This window comes from Roseiconus nitratireducens, assembly GCF_008629675.1.
Lineage (GTDB): Bacteria > Planctomycetota > Planctomycetia > Pirellulales > Pirellulaceae > Stieleria > Stieleria nitratireducens.
In genome coordinates this window covers 589,258-607,478 of record NZ_VWOX01000001.1, presented here as the reverse complement: position 1 = coordinate 607,478, position 18,221 = coordinate 589,258, and the positions used below count along the sequence as shown (strand labels likewise).

The window sequence follows — 18,221 nt, the reverse complement described above, 5'->3', positions numbered from 1 at the left end:
TCAAGAAACTTTGCCGTGAAACTGATCTTTCGTCGCGACGGGAAAACCTCCTATTTTGCCATCGACGGCCTGCCGCCGACCAACGCGTGAGACTCGCTCGCGGCCGGGACGTTGCCCCACCCCTTCTCATTCGATGGCCCCTCTCATTCGATGGCTCGAGCGATGGATCAACGCTGGCGACGAAATCACGATGTGTTTGAAGGGTTCCCCGGCTACCTGCCCCGTTCACAGGCCCCCCCTTCCACCGGGACGCCTCTGCCGCCCGGCGTCCCCCCGGCCACTCCCGTCGACGCCCGTGCCTGGCAGTTCGAGGTGCACCGACTGCAACAGATGCTGGCCGAAGCAAAAGCGGTCTTTGCCAAGCAGTTGTCGTCGGCTAGCGAAGCGGCCCATGCCCAGCGGGCGCGAGACCTGCAAGCGTCACAGGTTCGCCTGAACGAACTGGAGCACCAACTGGAGCAGTCGAAACAGCGGCACCAGCAGGAACTCCGCTCCGTTCGAACGCAACTGGACAATGCGCGCAAATCGGATCAGCACAAAGAAGACCAGCTCAGCAAGTTGAAGCAGGAGATTTCGAACCTCGCGGCCACCGCGGCCGCTGAACAACTGCAGCTGAGGGAGCGACACGCGGCCCTGTCGACACGGTATCAATCGCAGTTGGCCGAGACCGAAGCCCAGCTTCAGCGTCTGAAGGACTCCGCCGAACAGAAGCGACGGACGTTGATGCATTGGCAACAGGCTCATCGCCACGCCGTCGCATTGTGTGAATGGCAGCAGCTTCTGCGGACCGGTGATCGCAACCGCCTGCAAGAACTTGGCCAGGAATTGGAACAGACACGTGCCGAAGCCCAACAGGCCATCGCATCGTTGAACGAACAGGTCGAGTCGCTGGACGCGATGGCTTCCATGCTGCAGACCGACCACGAAGCGGTCGAGTTGATTTGCGCGGAGCTGGACCACCGAGTGGACGAGGGGCAATGCCTGGCGGAGGAGCTGCAAAAAGAGATCGGACATTTGCTCGATCAGGCGAATCGAGAACGTCAAGAATCGCTGCGGCGGATCGGTTCACTGGAGTCGCAGTTGCATTCCGCGGCGTGCCGACTGGAAATCGTTTCGGAAGAGAAACAGTCCTTGCTCGAATCCGTTTCGCGTCTAAAGCAGCAGGCACGTGACTATGACGCCTCCCTGTTCGCAAAAAATCAAGAACTGGAAGCGACACAGCGGCAGTCGGAGGATGCGTGCAAACAGCTGGAACAACTTCGCTGCGAACACGGGACGTTGGCCGGACAGAATGACCAACTCCGAAATCAGGTGCATGAGCTGGAAGGTTCTCGGGAGCTGCTTCAGGAACAGTTGGCCGAAACCCGTCAACGGTTAACGGAGTCTGAATCCAGCGTGACGCAGCGGGAACGTCAACTGCGTGAGTTTCAATCGGCCGCACGCGCTGCGGAGGCCCACGCCACCCTGCGGCTGAGCGAGGCTGAGCAGGAGTTCGCCATCGAAACCGAACGTCTGCAGGAGCAACTGGAAAATCAGCAAGCCGAGGTCGAGCTCCAACGCGAGCAACATGCCCAAGCCTTCGCACAACTGGAGGAGATGAGACACTCGCTGGCGACGGCGCAACAGTCGGCCGCGGCCGTCTCAAGCGAAAACGATCGCCTGCAAGAAGCCATTGACCAGCTGCGAGAACAACTGGTCGAATCCCGCCAATGCGTCGACCAACAAGCCGACCGGGTGCGTTACCTGGAGACGGCCCTGGAACAACAGAAGGCGGACCGAGAAGCATCGTCTGGCCGTCTGGCAAACTTGCAGCAAGATCTCGAAGCGTGCCGCCAAGAAAGGGCGCGCTATGCGAATCAGGTTGCCGACTTGCAGCAACAAGTCGCGGGCAAGGACTCCCGCTTGGCGTCGCTGGAAAAACTGGCCGACGACCTGCGCGCCCAACCGGCCCCATCCGCGTCGGCGGCTCCGACGGAAAACCAACTCCCCTCGGAACTCGAACAGGAATACCAGCAGCGAATCGTCGAACTTGAACGGACCAATCTGACGCTTCGCGAACGAAACTTTCAGTCATCCATCGCTCAGCAATCTGAAATCGAATCTTTACGAGACCAGCTTCGTGAACTTTGCCGCCAACGGGACGACTTGATGCGGCAGGCGGACGAATCAGCCGATCGGGCCGATGTGCTGGAAACCCAGGTCCAAACACTTTCGCAAAGCGTCGCGGAACTCAGCGAGTTCGAAAACCCGATCGGTGAAGTCAAACGGCTCAGCGGTGAACTGTCGCGTCAAATCGCAACGCATGCCCGCGAACGTGAATCCCTGATCCGCCGGATCGAACAGCTTCACGCCGCCACCACGGTCCGCTACGCGGCGTGACCGTCGCGATCACGCCGATCTTGACGAGGGCGTTTCCACCGGACGTTCTGCAGACCTTGCCGGATTTTTCCAGGTGCTGCCGAAGGTAAAACAACCGAGAAACGCGGCGAACAGCAAGAGCATCGACGCGAGATCCGGCGGGGTCATGGCCGCGGCGATCGCCGCGCAAACAAACACCGCGAAGGCCCATCGGAACCGCTTGTCACGGCGTGCGGCCAACACCAGAGCCGCGGCGCCGGCGATCAGGACCAGAAGAAGTTCAAGCGTACCCATTGAGAAGTGCATGGCATCGGTCTCCGAGAGAAAGTTCAGTGGAAGCCTCGCCGATAGCACTCCGTCGACAAACCGTCACGGATGTGGAGCGATCAATTCAAAATAGCCGCCTCCGATTTCGAGTTCAAGTTTTCCAGCATTCGGTCGCTCCAATCGCGAACCCGATCGCGTCAGTGGTGTCGCCTAGTGGATCAATTTCTCTGCATTTGTGGGTCAGTTCGGCAGAGGTCCACCTAGCGGTCAATGTCCGGCGTTCTCTGGTTCACCCTCCCGCGTGGGAGGGTCGCGGAGGAGCCCCGCGACGACGCGGGGAGGGTTATTGCTGGGCCATGCGTTGTTGAAATTCGCTTCCCGTTCTGCCCTCCCCGGAGTCTCGTGCCTCGCCTCCGACCCTCCCGCTCGCGGGAGGGTGAAGTGGCGGAATACGTCGTCGCTGGTCATTTCTGGCAGAGCCGAGCAGGCCTTTGTCCCGCGTCACGGGTTGGGAAGGGGCGTTGGCTTGTCCTCCGATTGAGTTTCCGTCACGTTGAAGGTCGTCCAACCGTTCCACCGTCGGTCTCTTTGCGAATCCGTCTTCCCGCATGAATTTCAAACCCTCCAGCCCCCGGCTGGACGACTCCTCAGCGCGCCGGCAACCGCTGGCCCCCACCGACGGCGAAACCGACAACCGATCGCCGGATGCTGACGCTTTGGCAACACCGGATGGGGAGCAACCGTCCGACTCGGCCGACGCTCCCCAGGGCTCACAAAAACCTCAGCGTTCACAGGAACCCCAACGCTCGTCAAGTAAGAAAGCCTCTGACCTTGTCCTGGCTGACGACGAAATCAGTTTGGATCACGCGATGCGGGTCGACCAGCATCGCTTGCGGCGCGCCCAACGCCGGCTGTCCGCCGAAGACTACCAGCGGCGACTCGCCGATTCGGTCGCGAAACGCAAACGTCGCGAAGCGTTCACCCCGGTGCTGGAGTATCCCGAAGAGCTTCCGATCACCGCCTACCGCGACGAAATCATTGGGTTGATCCGCTCGCGGCAAGTGTTGGTCGTGTGCGGCGAGACCGGCAGCGGTAAGAGCACGCAACTGCCAAAGTTTTGCCTGGAGGCGGGGCTGGGGCGCGGAGCCATGATTGGCCACACGCAGCCACGGCGGCTGGCCGCGCGAAGCATTGCGGACCGGCTGGCCGAAGAACTGCGGTGCCCGTTGGGCGACCAGGTCGGATACCAAGTTCGATTCGGCGACAAGACCAGCCCCGACACGCTGATCAAACTGATGACCGACGGCATCCTGCTGGCGGAAACGCAATCCAACCGGTTCCTCGATCAGTACGACGCCATCATCATCGATGAAGCTCACGAACGGTCGCTGAATATCGACTTCTTGCTGGCCTACCTGAAGGGCCTGTGCGACAAACGGCCCGATCTGAAACTGATCATCACGTCGGCCACGATTGACGCAGAGCGCTTTGCCGAACATTTCGGCGACGAAACGGGCCCGGCACCGATCTTGAATGTCGAGGGCCGCGGATACCCGGTGGAGATTCGCTATTTGCCGTGGGAAGACGTGGCCGCCCAACAGGATCGTAATCCTGATCTTGCCCGGCACGTGATTGCGGGGATTGAGAATCTGGGACGGGGATCGCAATCCGGTGGCGGCGACACCCTGATTTTCCTGCCGACCGAACGCGACATCCGCGTGGTCTCTCACCGCGTGCAAGGTCATTTCAAGCGGTTGGGGCTGGACGGCCGCGTCGAGGTTTTGCCGCTTTATGCCCGCTTGCCGCAAAAGGACCAGCAAAAGATCTTTCATCCCTCCGGCCGGCAACGACGCTTGATCTTCGCCACCAACGTTGCCGAGAGTTCTCTGACGGTCCCGGGAATCCATGCGGTGATCGATGCCGGAACCGCGCGGATCAGTCGCTACAGCCCGCGTAGCAAACTGCAGCGGCTGCCGATCGAACCGGTCAGCCGCGCCAGCGCGGACCAACGCGCCGGACGCTGCGGTCGTGTCGGACCAGGCACCTGCGTGCGTCTTTACTCTGCCGAGGACTACGCCTCTCGCGACGCCTTCACGACACCGGAGATTCGGCGAACCAACTTGGCCGCGGTTGTCCTGCAGAGCAAGATCCTGGGATTCGGGTCATTGGAGTCGCTGCCCCTGTTGGACATGCCTCGGCCGGAATCGATTCGCGAAGGGGTCCAAACCCTGATCGAATTGGGCGCCATCGATGCGGCGGGAAAATTGACCGAGATCGGTCAGACGCTCGGCCGGATGCCGGTGGACCCGCGGATCGGCCGGATCATCCTGGCGGCGGAGGAATTGAATGTGCTTCCGGAGGTGCTGCCGATCGCGGCGGCCATGGAGATTCCGGATCCCCGCCAACGGCCCCAGGACCAACAACAAGCGGCCGACGAAAACCACGCCGAGTTCCAGGACGGCGAGAGTGACTTTCTTTCGCTGCTGCGTCTGTGGCGATTCTACGAATCCACCCGCGAGAACGCCTCGCGCAGCAAGCTGACCCGCGTGTTGCAGCGCCGCTTTCTCTCCCCCACGCGGATGCGGGAATGGTCCGACACCTATCGCCAACTGCGTGAGATCGCGTTGTCTTTGAACTCGGCGAAGGGGGCAACCGGTCGAGGTAAGTCGTCGAACCTGGGAAAAATCCGCTATGCCGAACCGGGTGCCGATGGCATTGTCGACCAGGACCGTTACACCGCAATTCATCAGGCACTGCTGACAGGATTCCTGTCCGGAGTGGCCACCGCCGGAGACCAGAACACCTACCTCGGTCCGCGGAACTTGAAGTTGTACTTGTGGCCGGGCAGCGGGGTGTTCGCCAGCAAACCGAAATGGATCGTCGCGGCGGAGCTGGTCGAAACCGGAAAACAATACGCCCGCACCGTTGCCAAGATTCAACCACAGTGGATCGAAGCCGTGGGAGGGCACCTGCTCAAGGCCTCCTACAGCGATCCGCATTGGAGCACCCGGTCCAATGGTGCGTTCTGCTACCAGCGGCTCAGCCTGTTCGGATTGCCGGTCGTCACGCGTCGGAAAGTCCCGCTGGGTCCGATCGATCCGGCGACAGCCAGAGACCTGTTGATCGAACAGGGCCTGGTCGAACAACACTTGATTACCAACGCCCGGTTCGTCCGACACAACCGATCGCTGCGCGAGTCCATCGCCCAACTGGCTGCCAAAACTCGACGGCGTGACATGGTCGTCGACTCGTTTGACGTCCAGCAGTTCTATCAGCAGCATTTGCCCTCGGATGTTTGCGATCGTGGACGGCTGGAGAAGTTTGATCGCTCCGTCACGGTGCCCGAGTGGACCCAACGTCTGAAGGACTCGGCTGACTTGGCGACGTGGCTGTCGGATCCTCCCGAGATCGATGGCGACGCGAGCCACTGTTTCATGCAGCCGGCCGACCTGATGTCCATCGAGTCCCCGTCGATCACCGCGGAGGCCTTTCCAGACCAGATCACCGTCGGACGCAGCGAGTTACCGTTGCGTTATCGGTTTGAACCGGGCGCCGAAGACGACGGGATCACCGTCCGCATTCATCAGACCGCGGTCCCGCAAATCAGCGACGAACGGTTGGGGTGGATGGTTCCGGGACTGTTGCAACCCAAGATCACCGCGATGATCAAGTCGTTGCCGAAACGGATTCGCCGCAATCTGGTTCCCGCCGCAGAAGTATCGCAGCGGATCTGCGACGAACTGATGCCGCAATTTGGAACCGTCCCGTTCATGCCGGCCGTCTGCCAGGCGATGTCAAAGCACGCCGAAATGCCGGTGACCGAGGCGGACTTCCAAGCCGAGAAACTGGACGACCATCTGAACGTTCTCGTGCAGGTCGTTGATGATGAGGGAACGACGATCGCTTCAAGCCGTTCGGCCGAACCGCTGAAACGTCAATTTGCCTCCGACGCCGGTTTGGGCGAAACGCCGAATGCGGCCACCGCCGACGCTGACTTCCCCTCCGAAGTGACCACCACGTTCTCGGTCGAGACCCTGCCCCGCGAGGTCGTCCGCGAACGCGGCGGCGTGCGTGTGGCCCAGTATCCCGCCTGGACCGACCAGGGGGACGGGGTGAAGGTGGAACTGTTTCCTGATCAGCAGACCGCCGACGCGGCCATGCAACGGGGCCTGACCCGACTGTTCGCCATCGCCGAACGAAAGGAGCTTCGCCGCCAGGTACGGTGGCTACCCGGCTTGGAGGAAACCAAGATCCGGCTGGCCACCGCCGTTGGCTCGGCGAGCGTCGAAGCTGCCCTGATGGATCTGCTCGCCCGCATCGCCTTCGTGGAACAAGACGAATTGGTTCGCACCAGGGAGGCGTTTGAACAACGACGCAGTGGGCGTGCCGAACGAGTTTCGGTTGCCGTGCAGGAGCTCGCCCAATGGCTGGTGGAGCTCGGCGAGAACTACCAAGAAATGCGAGCGGAGGTCGAATCAACTTCTGCCGGACACTTTGCCGCGACGCTGGCCGATGTCCGACACCAATCCGAGTGGTTGCTCGGGCCGGACTTCCTGTCGAACACCCCCTGGCAATGGTTAAAGCATTACCCCCGGTACTTTGCCGCCATCACTTACCGGCTGCAAAAACTTCGCAGCGGCGGCGCCCCGCGCGACGCCCAAGCGAGCCAGACCGTCCAGAGCCTGTGGACACGCTGGCTGGACACGTTCCCGGAGCCGCAACGACGGTCGGAACTCCGGGCGGCCGACGAGTTCCGATGGATGATCGAAGAACTCAGGGTCAGCCTGTTTGCCCAGCCGTTGGGGACCTCGATCAAGATATCCCCCCAACGCTGCGAAAAATGGCTGGCGGGCCGCTGACGGGCCGAATCCAAAACGGGCTCCGCTGCGGCGGGTTTTCCGGTTGAATTTCGGACGAGATGCCGGTTGGATGCGGAACGCCGCTCCAAATCACGCGTCTAAAAGTGACGCAAGGTTCGGAGACCAGAAACGAGCCTGCGTTGAGGGCGGCAGCGGAGCGAATCGCCATGACGCGGCGGCGGACGAACCACGGCCACATGAACATTCTTTGGGCGGCGGAAAACCGAACCTGATCCTGACGACTGGCTGGATCCAAATAAATTTTCGCGAACTTGGGTTCGACCGAAGTAACAAAAGTCGCCTATTTCCCGCTAAGGGTGTTTAAGGGGATATAGTTCCACAGAGCAAATGTTCTGGGCAGCGTTTCGGAGGAATGCCCGCCGATGTGGCAGTTTGAGATCACGGCGCCGCAAAATCGACACGCTGCGGGCTGCCGGGCATAAAAACGGGCCACAAAGAAATGTTTTTCCGAGTCGATTCCGATCGGCAAATTACGATACAGGACTTCAAATCGAGGCTTTCCGCCGGCGGCGTTTTTGCGAACCGGCATACAGCTTGCACGTAGTGAACATCAGCTTCGGCGAATCAACGCGGCCTTCCGCCGCAAAAACTCCCGGGCTGGAAGTTGGCCTGAAACTGAACCCGGGACATAACGGACGTGTCTCTTCCCCCAACAACAAATCACGGTTCCATCACGCTCACCGAGCGATCAAAATATCCCGTACCGGAGGGTTTTGACATGTCTGCGTCTAGCGATCATACGACACCCACTCCACCGAACGAGCTTCACGACCGCGACGCGGCAAGCAGCTGGGATGAGCTTGCCACTTGTGTCCGCCGCGGCAACCGCGATGCGTTTGACCAGTGGCTGGACGCTCAATTGACAGCGATGGAATCGGATCTGCAACGATTCAGCACGCCCAACTCTCGGTTTCGGGAAGGACGCCGCTAGGCGGAGACGGATGACGTGTCGACAACGTCATCGCAGTGGGGTGTACCGCCGTCTGGCGACGTCGGCTACGGCTTGGTCAGACCTCCATCAGCGTTCATGTGGGACCCAACCAACGTAAAACCGCAGCCGAATTCGGCTGCGGTTTTTTTATTGCCGGTGAATCCGACGCCGGTCGCAAATCGTCTGCTTTACTCTTCTTTCAGCTCGCCGCTGTCGGCGATCACGATGGGCAAGCGGGTGCGTCCGCTGGAGGTGCCCAGCTGCTCGATCCGCTTGACCACGTCCATGCCCTCGATCACGCGCCCGAAGATCACGTGCTTTCCGTCCAACCAGGGGGTCGGGACGGTCGTGATGAAGAACTGCGACCCGTTGGTGTTCGGTCCGGCGTTGGCCATGCTCAGCAGCCCCGGCACGTCGTGCTTGTAGGCAAACTTTTCGTCGGCAAACTTGGCACCGTAAATGCTTTCTCCACCGGTGCCGTCTCCACGGGTGAAGTCGCCGCCCTGAAGCATGAAATCTGGGATCACGCGGTGAAAGGCGCTACCTTTGTAGTGCAACGGCTTTCCGGACTGTCCCTTGCCCTTCTCTCCGGTTGCCAGGGCGCGAAAGTTTTCAACCGTCTTGGGAACGTCCTTGCCGAACAGCCCCATGACGATGCGTCCGGCCGGCTCGCCGTTGATCTCGATATCGAAGTAGACCTTGTCAGTCACGGGGGCGTTCTCGGCGCTCTGGGCCGAGGCGTCATCGGTGCTCATGGTGATGGTGGTGGCAACAGCCAACGTAAGGAGGGTTCGAAGCATTGCTTAATTCCGAGGCGGGGGAGTCTACAGGGAACAGATCGGACGAACTAGGCATTGAAGCAAATCGGGCGGCGTGACGGACTCCGACGACGGAGCGCCGGCAAGCCCGCTCAATTCCGCAGCCGCGGGATTCAACGCACCGCCAGGCAAAATGGTTCGTCGCGCCTTACAGCGTCGTCCAAACAGACAAATCGACTGCCGCACTTGCAAGTCCCGTCGGGCCAATCTGCCACGACACTGGTCGGCCATTATCACGGAGCGGTGCCGTTTGGCCAGGGCCAAGTCACCCTCGCTGATTTATCCAGTCAACGCCGGAGGCCCGACAGCGCGCTGCCGTCCCTTCGGGACTGGAGCGAATGGGACGGCCGGAAACCGGCGTGCAAGCACGCCGGTTGCGGTGCCCACACCCCCATCCAGCGAGGTCGTTTAGCTTTTAATCACCCTCCCTCCGGGAGGGTCGCGGAGCCCCGCGACGACGCGGGGAGGGTTGTCCGGCCCGATTGATTTCAGTGGGTTCACGAACACACCCTCCCCAAAGGCTCGTGCCTCGCCTTTGACCCTCTCGGAGGGAGGGTGAATTTCAGAAAAGCACGCTTTTTCCTGGCTCGGAAAGCTGCACGACCTCCAGCCCCGAAGGGGCGACACCCGGACGGATCCGACAAGACGGATCAGACAGAACCTAGCTGAGGACGCCTTCGACAACGCGTCCGTGAACGTCGGTCAACCGGAAATCACGGCCGGCGTAGCGATACGTCAGTTGCTTGTGATCGATCCCCAGCAGATGCAACATCGTGGCGTGAAGGTCGTGCATGTGCACGCGATCCTCGCGCGCGTAGTAGCCAAACTCGTCGGTCTGACCATAGGCGAATCCCGGGCGAACGCCACCACCGGAGAGCACGACGCTGAAGCCTTGCGGGTTGTGGTCTCTTCCGTTGGAACCTTGGACCACCGGTGTGCGGCCGAATTCACCGCCCCAGACGATCAGGGTGTCATCCCACAGCCCGCGTTGGCGCAAGTCACGAATCAGCGCCGCGACAGGCTGGTCGGTTGCCAGGGCATTCTTTTCGTGGCCCGATTTGAGATTGCTGTGCTGATCCCAGACCTGGCCACTGCTGACGGTGATGAAGCGGACGCCGTTCTCCGCCAAGCGACGAGCCAACAGACAACTGCGGCCGAACGCGTCGGTCGACTTTTTCCCAATCCCGTAGGCGCGGCGCGTCCGTTCGGTCTCGTCCTCCAGATCGAACACGCCGGGTGCAGCCTGGCGCATGCGGCGCGCCAGATCGACGGCCTCGATCGCCCCTTCGATCTCTCGGTCCGGCCCGCTCCGCGCGAGATGATCGCGATTGAGTGCTTGAATCATCTGGATCCGCCGGTCGACCCGTTCGTCCGCGACGCGGCCCGTCAAATTAGCGATTCTGCCCGACCCCGGCTTACCGTTGCTGCCGATTGCCGTGGCCTGATGCATCGCCGGCAGAAACGCGGCACCGTAGTTACGCGGCCCGCCGTGTGCGGTGGCCGGACCGATCGCCACGTGGGCGGGCAAATCGGGGTGCCCGCTGCCCAAGGCGTAACTGATCCAGGCGCCCACGCTGGGGCGAACCAGGTTGTCGCTGCCGGTGTTGATCATTCCCACGGCTTGGCCGTGCGATTGACCGCGGGTGTGCATGCTGCGAATCACGCACAGCGAATCCGCAACGGTCGCCATGTGGGGCAACAATTCGCTGACCCACAGTCCCGATCGTCCGCGGCGGGCGAACTTCCAGGGCCCATTCATCAGTTTGGGAACGGCGTCCAGGTTCGGCGGGAGATCGAACGGCAACGGCTTGCCATCCTCCCGGGCCAAGCGAGGCTTGTAGTCAAATGTGTCGACGTGGCTGGGGCCGCCGTGCATGAACAAAAAGATCACGCGTTTGACCCGCGGGACGGGGGCGCCCGCCCCGGCGGAATTCGCCAGCCCGGCATCGGCACCGCGGACACCAAGCGGCGACATGGCCGACACCGCGATGGGGCCGAGCGAGAAAGCCGCGCGACGCAACAAGGTGCGTCGATCCAATGGGGACGGCGCGTTAAAAGGGTTCACGTCTGCTTCTCCGGTCAACTCAGTCGGTCATTCGAAATTCGCTGCTGGCAAAAATGGCGGCCACCAAGTCGGTCAACCGCTGCAAAGGTTCAGAGCCCGACTGTCCATCGGCATCGCCCAGCCACCGGTGCCCCAACCGAAGCTCCTTTGCCGACGGCTCACGTGACAAACACGTGCGGTAGACGTCGACGATCCATTCCGCTTCCCGCCCTTGCTGCCGCGAGGGATGCCTCGCCAGCACCGCCGCAGCGGTTTCCGCCGCCCAAGCATTGACCTGGTCACTGTTGATCAGCACCAGGGCTTGGGCCGGAACGTTGGTCGTCGGCCGCTTGCCGACCAGCAAGTCGGGATCGGCCGCGTCCAGGGCCGTCAGCATGGGGTCGATGTTGCCGCGGATGACGGGCAAGTAGATCGTTCGCACGGGTCGCTCGATTCCCGATTCGCCGTTGGTCGAATCCGCGCGATTCTTGCTGACCAAAACGCCTTTGTCGGCGACCGGCTCGATGGGCTGCTGTTGCGTCAACACGTCGGCCGCGCTGAGCATTGCGTCGCGTATCGACTCGGCCGTCAAACGTTTGCGATGGGCCCGCCACAGCAATCGGTTTTCCGGGTCGATCGCCGCCGCTTCGACGCTGTATGTGCTGGAGCGGGCGTAGGCATCTGTGAGAACCAGCTTGCGGACCAGCGGTTTCAACCGCCAACCGTTTCGCATGAAATCCAGCGCCAGCGAGTCAAGCAGTTCCGGATGCGTCGGCCGTTCGCCGCGACTGCCGAAATTGTCTACGGTCCGCACGATGCCTTCACCAAAGACCCAACCCCAGATCCGGTTGACCAGCACGCGAGAGACGAGCGGATGGTCCGGGTCGGTCAACCACTGCGCCAATTCCAATCGCCCGCTGCCGCTGGGCGATCCGATCGTCGCCTCGCCGGGCCCGCAGACTCGCACAAATCCGCGTGGAACGGGGTCGCCCAGATTCCGAACCTCGCCGCGGATATGGACCGGGCTGTCGGCGATTTCCGTGGACGGCAAATCACGCGGCGCCATCGCGACGGGAACCGGGCGCGGTTGATCTTGCTCCAATTGTTTCAACCGCTCGCGAAGAGTCTCCAGCTTGCCTCTCGCGTCGGCGAGCTCCGCTTGAGCGGACTGACGCTTTTGGTCGACCGCAGCCGGATCCACCGCGAGAAACTGGACGGCATCGGCGATCACGTAACCTTCGGTCCCGTCGTTTCGCAGCACCAACACGGCGTCCTGGCTGGCGAGAAAGGGGAACGTCCCCAACGTGAACCAGGGCCCGTTTTCGGTTGGCTGCTGCTGATTGATGACCAACGCCTGCGGGCCGTCGGCGGTGGTCAGGGTGGCGGGAACTTTCCCGGCTCGATTTCCGCCGGCGCTGTAGGCGATGCGCACGACGTAGCGGCCGTCCTCGGGTAACGCAGCGCGAAACTCGATCGACGCCTTTCCCTTGTCCGTGTTGTTGTCGTGCACGTAGCCGACACCGACGAAGCCCTTCGTGTAGGTTGACTGGACCCATTGCCCGGTCCGCGTGGCATCGGCGTCGTCCACGACAATGCCTTGTTCCACGCTGCGTTCGGCGTCCAGCACGTCCTTCTCAGCTTGCTCGATTTGTTCTTTGACCGAGCGAACCTGTTTCTGATGGTCCCGAATCGCCCGTCGATGCTCCTCACTGGTCGGCAGTTCCACCCGGTTCCAAGTGCTGACATATTTTTGCGATTCACCGCGCAGCGTCTGAGTGCTTTTGAAGATCCCGGCCAACGCGTAGTAGTCTTCCGTGGCGATCGGATCAAACTTGTGATCGTGGCATCGCGCGCATCCCAACGTCATACCTAGAAAGGCGCGGCCGATCGTGTCGATCTGTTCGTCGACCACGTCCATGGTCAATTTGACCTTGTCTCGCTCGCTTAGCATCTTCGGTCCGAGCATCAAGAAGGTGCTGGCCACGACGTTGTCGTAGCGTTGTTGTTCCGATTCGGAGGGCAACAAATCGCCGGCCACCTGCTGCCGAATCATTTGGTCCAGCGGCCGATCTTGATCAAAGGAATCGACCAGGTAGTCACGGTAACGCCAAGCATCATGGAATGTCGCATTGAAGTCGCTGCCATTGCTGTCGGCATAGCGAGCGACATCCATCCAGTGCCGTCCCCAATGCTGGGCGAAGGCGCGTGAGTTCAACAGTTCATCGACGATTCGTCGCCAGGCATCCGGCGTCGGATCTTGCAGCCATCGTTGGCGGAGCGATTCCTCGGGCGGCAGCCCCGTCAAATCGAACGCCAAACGGCGCAGCCGCGTCTCGGGCTCCGCCACCGGGTTCGGCTCCGCGCCCCGGGCCTGCAGGGCGTCCACCAGGTGGACATCGATTTGACGCGCCACGGATGAGTCCCCGTCGGGCTCGGTCAAGGACGGTTCGTACCCCGACGATGACGGTGCGGCAGGTTGCGGATGCGACAGGATTCGTCCCGACAAAGGTTGAAACGCCCAGAATTGGCGTCCCCGCTCCAAATCGATTGTTTCATCTTTCGGGACGGAACGGGGTGCTCCCGCTCGCGGGTCGATCGCGCCGGCGTTGATCCAACGGACAAAGTCTTCGACGACCTCCGCGCCCAGCGGCTCATCGGGCGGCATCTCGCTGGATTCGTAGCGGATTGCAGAAACCAGCACGCTCGCATCGGCGTCGCCCGGGCGGATGGCCGGCCCGCTGTCACCGCCGGAGCGCATCGCGCCCGCCGAATCCAACCACAGCGACCCGCCAATCTCATCGGCCTCTGCCGAGTGACAGGAATAGCAGCGTTGGACCAGCACGGGACGGATCCGCTGTTCGAAGAATTCGACCGAATCCGGCTCATACCCACGGGCTCGATTTCCGTAGATCAGGCCTGCGGTGAGCACCAGCAAGATTCGGACGCCGAGGCGGCCGGGCAGGGAATCGAACATCAAAAACAGTGCTCCAGCGAAGAGAACCGCGGCGTCAAACTCCGCAGCGTCAACGACCACGGGCCTCGAAAATCGCGCGGTCGAGGCCAGCCGCCTTGCGTCCCGCGGACTCAAGATCGGCGCCATCAGGGGGGTAGCGACAGGATCGCCGTCAAACGAGTCTATCACAAACCCACCGGCCCCGACGAACATTCGTGCACCAAGGCTCTGGCGTCGGCTGCCGAATTCGCTCAGGATTGCGCGTTCAGGGCTGCGCGCGGTGGTTGAGGGTCCGCAGCCAGATCAGTATTTTGTGGCTGCGGAAAATGGGGAGTTTTCCAAATGGGCGGAGATTGAGGCTGCCGATACTCAGGTAGCGCCACGGAGGACTCCCCCCACACGTCAGGGTTTTGCATACGCGTTGGTCGCGACTCCAGCGCGGTCCGAGCAATAAAAAATTAGGGAATCTGGGCAACCTTGTTGTCCCCAGTCGCAGGACCCGCACTCGTGCACAGTCTGAAGTGAAGTACCGCCAACTCGACCGAATCGTTTCGCTGACGCCCGGAAAGCGGCTGGTAGCCGAGCGGACCCTGCGTGCCGACGAAGAGTATCTCCGCGACCATTTCCCGCGGTTCCCCGTGATGCCCGGGGTGATGATGTTGGAGGCCCTGCATCAGGCGGCGGTCTGGATGGTTCGCACCGGAGAAGACTTCGCCCATCCGCTGGTGCTGTTGCGTGAGGTCCGTAATGTCAAGTTCGGGGATTTCCTGTCCCCCGGCCAAACGCTGCTGGTGACCGCCGAACGGATCAAGGAATCCGAGGGCCGGGTGACCGTCAAAGCGGCGGCGGAAAAGGATGGTCGGGTGACCGTCAGTGCCCGGCTGATTCTGGAGCCCTCGGGTAGCAACGAACCGCCAGAGCTTGGTACAGACGAAGACGTCAAACAGCGGGTCCGGACGCAATTTATCGAACTATTCGGTGACGTCCCCGTCACCGCGACTCAAACCACCTAAGGTTCACTGAAGGAGGCGTCGCCGGTTCGATCGGCCGATCCCAGATTTCAGCGAATGGCAAAATTTCCTAAGGAATTCACACAATGGCTCTGACAGACGAAGAGATCTTTTCCAAGGTTCAATCCTCACTGGAAGACGCGTTGGGCGTCGACGATGACGAGGTCACGATGGACGCGACCCTGGTTGGCGACCTGGGCGCCGAATCGATCGACTTTCTGGATATCGTGTTCAAGCTTGAAAAAGCCTTCGACATCCAGATTCCGCGGGAAGAGCTTTCTCCGGAAGACATCCTGACCAACAGCCAATACGTCCAGGACGGCGTGGTGACCGACGACGGCATCGCGGAACTGAAGAAGCGCATGCCGTGGGCGGATCTGAGTGATTTCGAAGCCGACCCCAAAGTTCAGAACTTTGGCAACCTGCTGACCGTCGGCGACCTGTGCCGGTACGTTGGCAGCAAGGTCAACGCCTAACCCGATCTCGACAACCGCGACCGGCCCGTCGACACCAGGCGAGTTGCCTCCGGGGGGATTCTCCATCGCGGGAGTCTCCACCGGGAACACGGGCCACCGCGCGGGAGGCCGACCCCGAAATGGTGCGGCTGATCGGGATCGCGCGGCGTCCGTCCAGGTCATGCCCCCGAACCGATGACCGCAAGTAGAAATCGGTCGGCCCCCCATCCTCATTTACACCTCACAATCGTCCATGCGCTGGTTCTGGGTCGATCGATTCACCGAATTCGTCAGCGGCTCGCACGCCCGCGGCCTGAAAAATGTGTGCTTGGACGAAGAGGTCGTTGATCGCTACTGTCCCGGGTTTCCGATGCTGCCACCGACCTTGATCATCGAGGGCATGGCGCAATTGGGCGGGATCCTGGTTGCTGAGCACTTCCAATTCAATAAACGCGTGGTGTTGGCAAAGGTTGGCAAGGCGCAATTCCATGCGCCCGCTCGCGTGGGCGACCAATTGTGCTATGAAGTCCGTTTGGACGCCGTGCAACCCGATGGCGGAACGGTGACCAGCACCAGCCATTGTGGGGATCAGTTGCAGGCCGAGATCGATCTGATGTTCGCCTTCCTGGAAGAAGGGCATCTGGTGGACGGGCCACTGTTCGAACCGGGCGACCTGAAGGTCATGCTGCAAATCATGAACTTCTTTTCGGTAGCGGTCGACGCGGACGGCAACCGATTCCCCACTTACGAAAACCTGTAGACCGAAATCAGTCCAGCATGAACAAGCAACGTCGTCGCGTCGTCGTCACCGGAATCGGGATGATCAACCCCATGGGGCACGATGCCGCCACGGTTTGGGCGGGGCTGCAGGAAGGTAAAAGCGGGGTGGGATACACGACCCTGTTTGACGCCAGCGGTTTTCCCACGCGAATCAGTGCCGAAGTCAAGAACTGGGACCTGACCGACGCCGGTGAATCGGCCGAGCGTTCCGCCAAACTGGGGCGGCACACCAAATTCGCCATCGGTGCGGCCAAACAAGCCATGGCCGATAGCGGTGTGATGGACTCAATCAGCGACCCGGTACGGTTCGGCGTGTACCTGGGCAGCGGCGAAGGCAACCAGGATTTCGCGGTCTTCAGCACGATGATGACCGCGGCCCTGGTCGACGGCGAATACGATGCATCGAAGTTCATCGCCAAGGGCCTGGAGTTGCTGGATCCCGCCAAGGAGTTGGAACAGGAACCCAACATGCCCGCGGCGCACCTGGCGACCCTGTTCAATGCCCAGGGGCCCAATATGAACTGTCTGACCGCCTGCGCCGCGAGCAGCCAGGCCGTCGGCGAGGCGACCGAAATCATTCGGCGTGGCGATGCCGATGTGATGTTGGCCGGCGGCACCCACAGCATGATTCACCCGTTCGGCGTGACCGGCTTCAACCTGCTGACGGCGCTCAGCGAAAGCAACGACGAACCCACCAAGGCATCGCGTCCGTTCGATCGCCTGCGAAACGGATTTGTTCTGGGCGAGGGCTCGGCCATGGTCGTGCTGGAGGAACTCCAGTCGGCTCTCGATCGCGGAGCCACCATCTACGGCGAAATCGCCGGGTACGGCACCACCGCCGATGCGTTCCGCATCACCGACATTCCCCCGGACGGACACGGAGGCATCGCGGCGATGCGGATGTCGATCGCCGACGCCGGCTTGACCCCGTCCGACATCCAGTACGTCAACGCCCACGGCACCAGCACGACGGTCAACGACAAGGTCGAAACGCTGGCCTGCCACGAAGTTTTTGGCGATCACGCTGCCAAGGTTCCCGTCAGCAGCACGAAAAGCATGATGGGGCACCTGATTGCGGCCGCCGGCGTGACTGAGATGATCGTCTGCCTGCTGGCGATGCGTGACTCGGTGCTGCCGCCGACCATCAATTACGAAAATCCCGACCCGCTGTGCGATTTGGATTACGTCCCCAACGAGGCACGGCCAGCCGAGATCAAGTATTCGCTCAACAACAGTTTCGGATTTGGCGGCCAAAACGTCACGCTGTGCTTGAGCCGATTCGACCGCTGAGGTCTCCATGGCAGATTTCACTGACGCCGAACTGATCGCTTTCCTTGACGAAGCGCTTTCGGACGAACGCTCCACCGAATTGGAATCGGCGCTTCGCCGGGACGGCCAACTGCGGGACCGCCTGGTGGCGGTCCGAGGCCGCGAGATGGCGGGGCTGCACACGCTGGGGGCGATCTGGCGACGTTCCCGATTGTCCTGCCCGTCACGTGAAGAACTGGGACAGTTTCTTTTGGAAACCCTGCCCGAGGATCATGCCGACTACATTCGCTTTCACCTGAAAGCCGCCGAGTGCCGCTACTGCCTGGCAAATTTGGCGGACCTGCAAGCCGCCGCCCAAAGCGACGAGAGCGAAGTCCGCCGGCGAAAGTACTTCCAGACCAGTGCGGGCTATTTGAAATAGGCGTTGCTTGAAGCGGTGTGGCTGCGCCCGCCCGA

General features: G+C 61.5%; 12 protein-coding genes. 8 read left to right on the top strand and 4 right to left on the bottom strand.

Annotated features, from left to right (window positions below):
• Positions 1 to 162: 162 nt before the first annotated feature.
• On the top strand, positions 163 to 2,379 hold the full coding sequence (locus tag FYK55_RS01995; protein WP_150074313.1) for a hypothetical protein: 2,217 nt from the start codon (positions 163 to 165) through the stop codon (positions 2,377 to 2,379).
• Between the two features lie 9 nt (positions 2,380 to 2,388).
• On the opposite strand, the gene FYK55_RS01990 is transcribed toward FYK55_RS01995, so the two are convergent.
• A complete protein-coding gene (locus FYK55_RS01990; protein ID WP_150074311.1) occupies positions 2,389 to 2,664 on the bottom strand; it encodes a hypothetical protein in 276 nt (91 codons plus the stop codon).
• A gap of 569 nt (positions 2,665 to 3,233) precedes the next feature.
• Between FYK55_RS01990 and hrpA the strand changes: the two genes are divergently transcribed.
• Together hrpA and FYK55_RS01980 are read left to right on the top strand one after the other, a co-directional pair.
• On the top strand, positions 3,234 to 7,484 hold the full coding sequence (gene hrpA / locus FYK55_RS01985; protein WP_235908351.1) for an ATP-dependent RNA helicase HrpA: 4,251 nt from the start codon (positions 3,234 to 3,236) through the stop codon (positions 7,482 to 7,484).
• 739 nt (positions 7,485 to 8,223) lie between these two features.
• Positions 8,224 to 8,436 carry a hypothetical protein gene (locus FYK55_RS01980; RefSeq protein ID WP_150074309.1) on the top strand — a complete coding sequence of 71 codons (213 nt, stop codon included), beginning with the start codon at positions 8,224 to 8,226 and terminating at the stop codon, positions 8,434 to 8,436.
• A gap of 188 nt (positions 8,437 to 8,624) precedes the next feature.
• Here the strand turns inward: FYK55_RS01980 and FYK55_RS01975 are convergent, their stop codons facing one another.
• The 3 genes from FYK55_RS01975 to FYK55_RS01965 form a co-directional block, all read right to left on the bottom strand.
• The gene (locus tag FYK55_RS01975) at positions 8,625 to 9,191 is read right to left on the bottom strand and encodes a peptidylprolyl isomerase (protein WP_261344942.1); all 567 of its coding nucleotides are present in this window, start codon (positions 9,189 to 9,191) and stop codon (positions 8,625 to 8,627) included.
• 724 nt (positions 9,192 to 9,915) lie between these two features.
• Positions 9,916 to 11,319, bottom strand: coding sequence for a DUF1501 domain-containing protein (locus tag FYK55_RS01970; RefSeq protein WP_235908350.1), 1,404 nt, complete (start codon positions 11,317 to 11,319; stop codon positions 9,916 to 9,918).
• 19 nt (positions 11,320 to 11,338) lie between these two features.
• Positions 11,339 to 14,272, bottom strand: coding sequence for a DUF1553 domain-containing protein (locus FYK55_RS01965; protein ID WP_150074305.1), 2,934 nt, complete (start codon positions 14,270 to 14,272; stop codon positions 11,339 to 11,341).
• Between the two features lie 500 nt (positions 14,273 to 14,772).
• Between FYK55_RS01965 and FYK55_RS01960 the strand changes: the two genes are divergently transcribed.
• From FYK55_RS01960 to FYK55_RS01940, 5 genes are all read left to right on the top strand, one after another.
• Complete coding sequence (locus FYK55_RS01960; RefSeq protein WP_150074304.1) at positions 14,773 to 15,264, top strand: 3-hydroxyacyl-ACP dehydratase FabZ family protein; 492 nt, start codon at positions 14,773 to 14,775, stop codon at positions 15,262 to 15,264.
• 83 nt (positions 15,265 to 15,347) lie between these two features.
• A complete protein-coding gene (locus FYK55_RS01955; RefSeq protein WP_150074303.1) occupies positions 15,348 to 15,737 on the top strand; it encodes an acyl carrier protein in 390 nt (129 codons plus the stop codon).
• 232 nt (positions 15,738 to 15,969) lie between these two features.
• Positions 15,970 to 16,476 (top strand): 3-hydroxyacyl-ACP dehydratase FabZ family protein, encoded by a 507-nt coding sequence (locus tag FYK55_RS01950; RefSeq protein WP_150074302.1) that lies wholly within the window; start codon positions 15,970 to 15,972, stop codon positions 16,474 to 16,476.
• Positions 16,477 to 16,493: 17 nt separating this feature from the next.
• Positions 16,494 to 17,786, top strand: coding sequence for a beta-ketoacyl-[acyl-carrier-protein] synthase family protein (locus FYK55_RS01945; protein WP_150074301.1), 1,293 nt, complete (start codon positions 16,494 to 16,496; stop codon positions 17,784 to 17,786).
• A gap of 7 nt (positions 17,787 to 17,793) precedes the next feature.
• Complete coding sequence (locus FYK55_RS01940; RefSeq protein WP_150074300.1) at positions 17,794 to 18,186, top strand: hypothetical protein; 393 nt, start codon at positions 17,794 to 17,796, stop codon at positions 18,184 to 18,186.
• Positions 18,187 to 18,221: the final 35 nt, after the last annotated feature.

Excerpts from the sequence above, each read along its gene's own strand:
- FYK55_RS01995 (WP_150074313.1), top strand. The coding sequence starts at position 163 with ATGGATCAACGCTGGCGACGAAATCACGATGTGTTTGAAGGGTTCCCC.
- FYK55_RS01990 (WP_150074311.1), bottom strand. The coding sequence starts at position 2,664 with ATGCACTTCTCAATGGGTACGCTTGAACTTCTTCTGGTCCTGATCGCC.
- hrpA (WP_235908351.1), top strand. The coding sequence starts at position 3,234 with ATGAATTTCAAACCCTCCAGCCCCCGGCTGGACGACTCCTCAGCGCGC.
- FYK55_RS01980 (WP_150074309.1), top strand. The coding sequence starts at position 8,224 with ATGTCTGCGTCTAGCGATCATACGACACCCACTCCACCGAACGAGCTT.
- FYK55_RS01975 (WP_261344942.1), bottom strand. The coding sequence starts at position 9,191 with ATGAGCACCGATGACGCCTCGGCCCAGAGCGCCGAGAACGCCCCCGTG.
- FYK55_RS01965 (WP_150074305.1), bottom strand. The coding sequence starts at position 14,272 with ATGTTCGATTCCCTGCCCGGCCGCCTCGGCGTCCGAATCTTGCTGGTG.
- FYK55_RS01955 (WP_150074303.1), top strand. The coding sequence starts at position 15,348 with ATGGCTCTGACAGACGAAGAGATCTTTTCCAAGGTTCAATCCTCACTG.
- FYK55_RS01950 (WP_150074302.1), top strand. The coding sequence starts at position 15,970 with ATGCGCTGGTTCTGGGTCGATCGATTCACCGAATTCGTCAGCGGCTCG.
- FYK55_RS01945 (WP_150074301.1), top strand. The coding sequence starts at position 16,494 with ATGAACAAGCAACGTCGTCGCGTCGTCGTCACCGGAATCGGGATGATC.
- FYK55_RS01940 (WP_150074300.1), top strand. The coding sequence starts at position 17,794 with ATGGCAGATTTCACTGACGCCGAACTGATCGCTTTCCTTGACGAAGCG.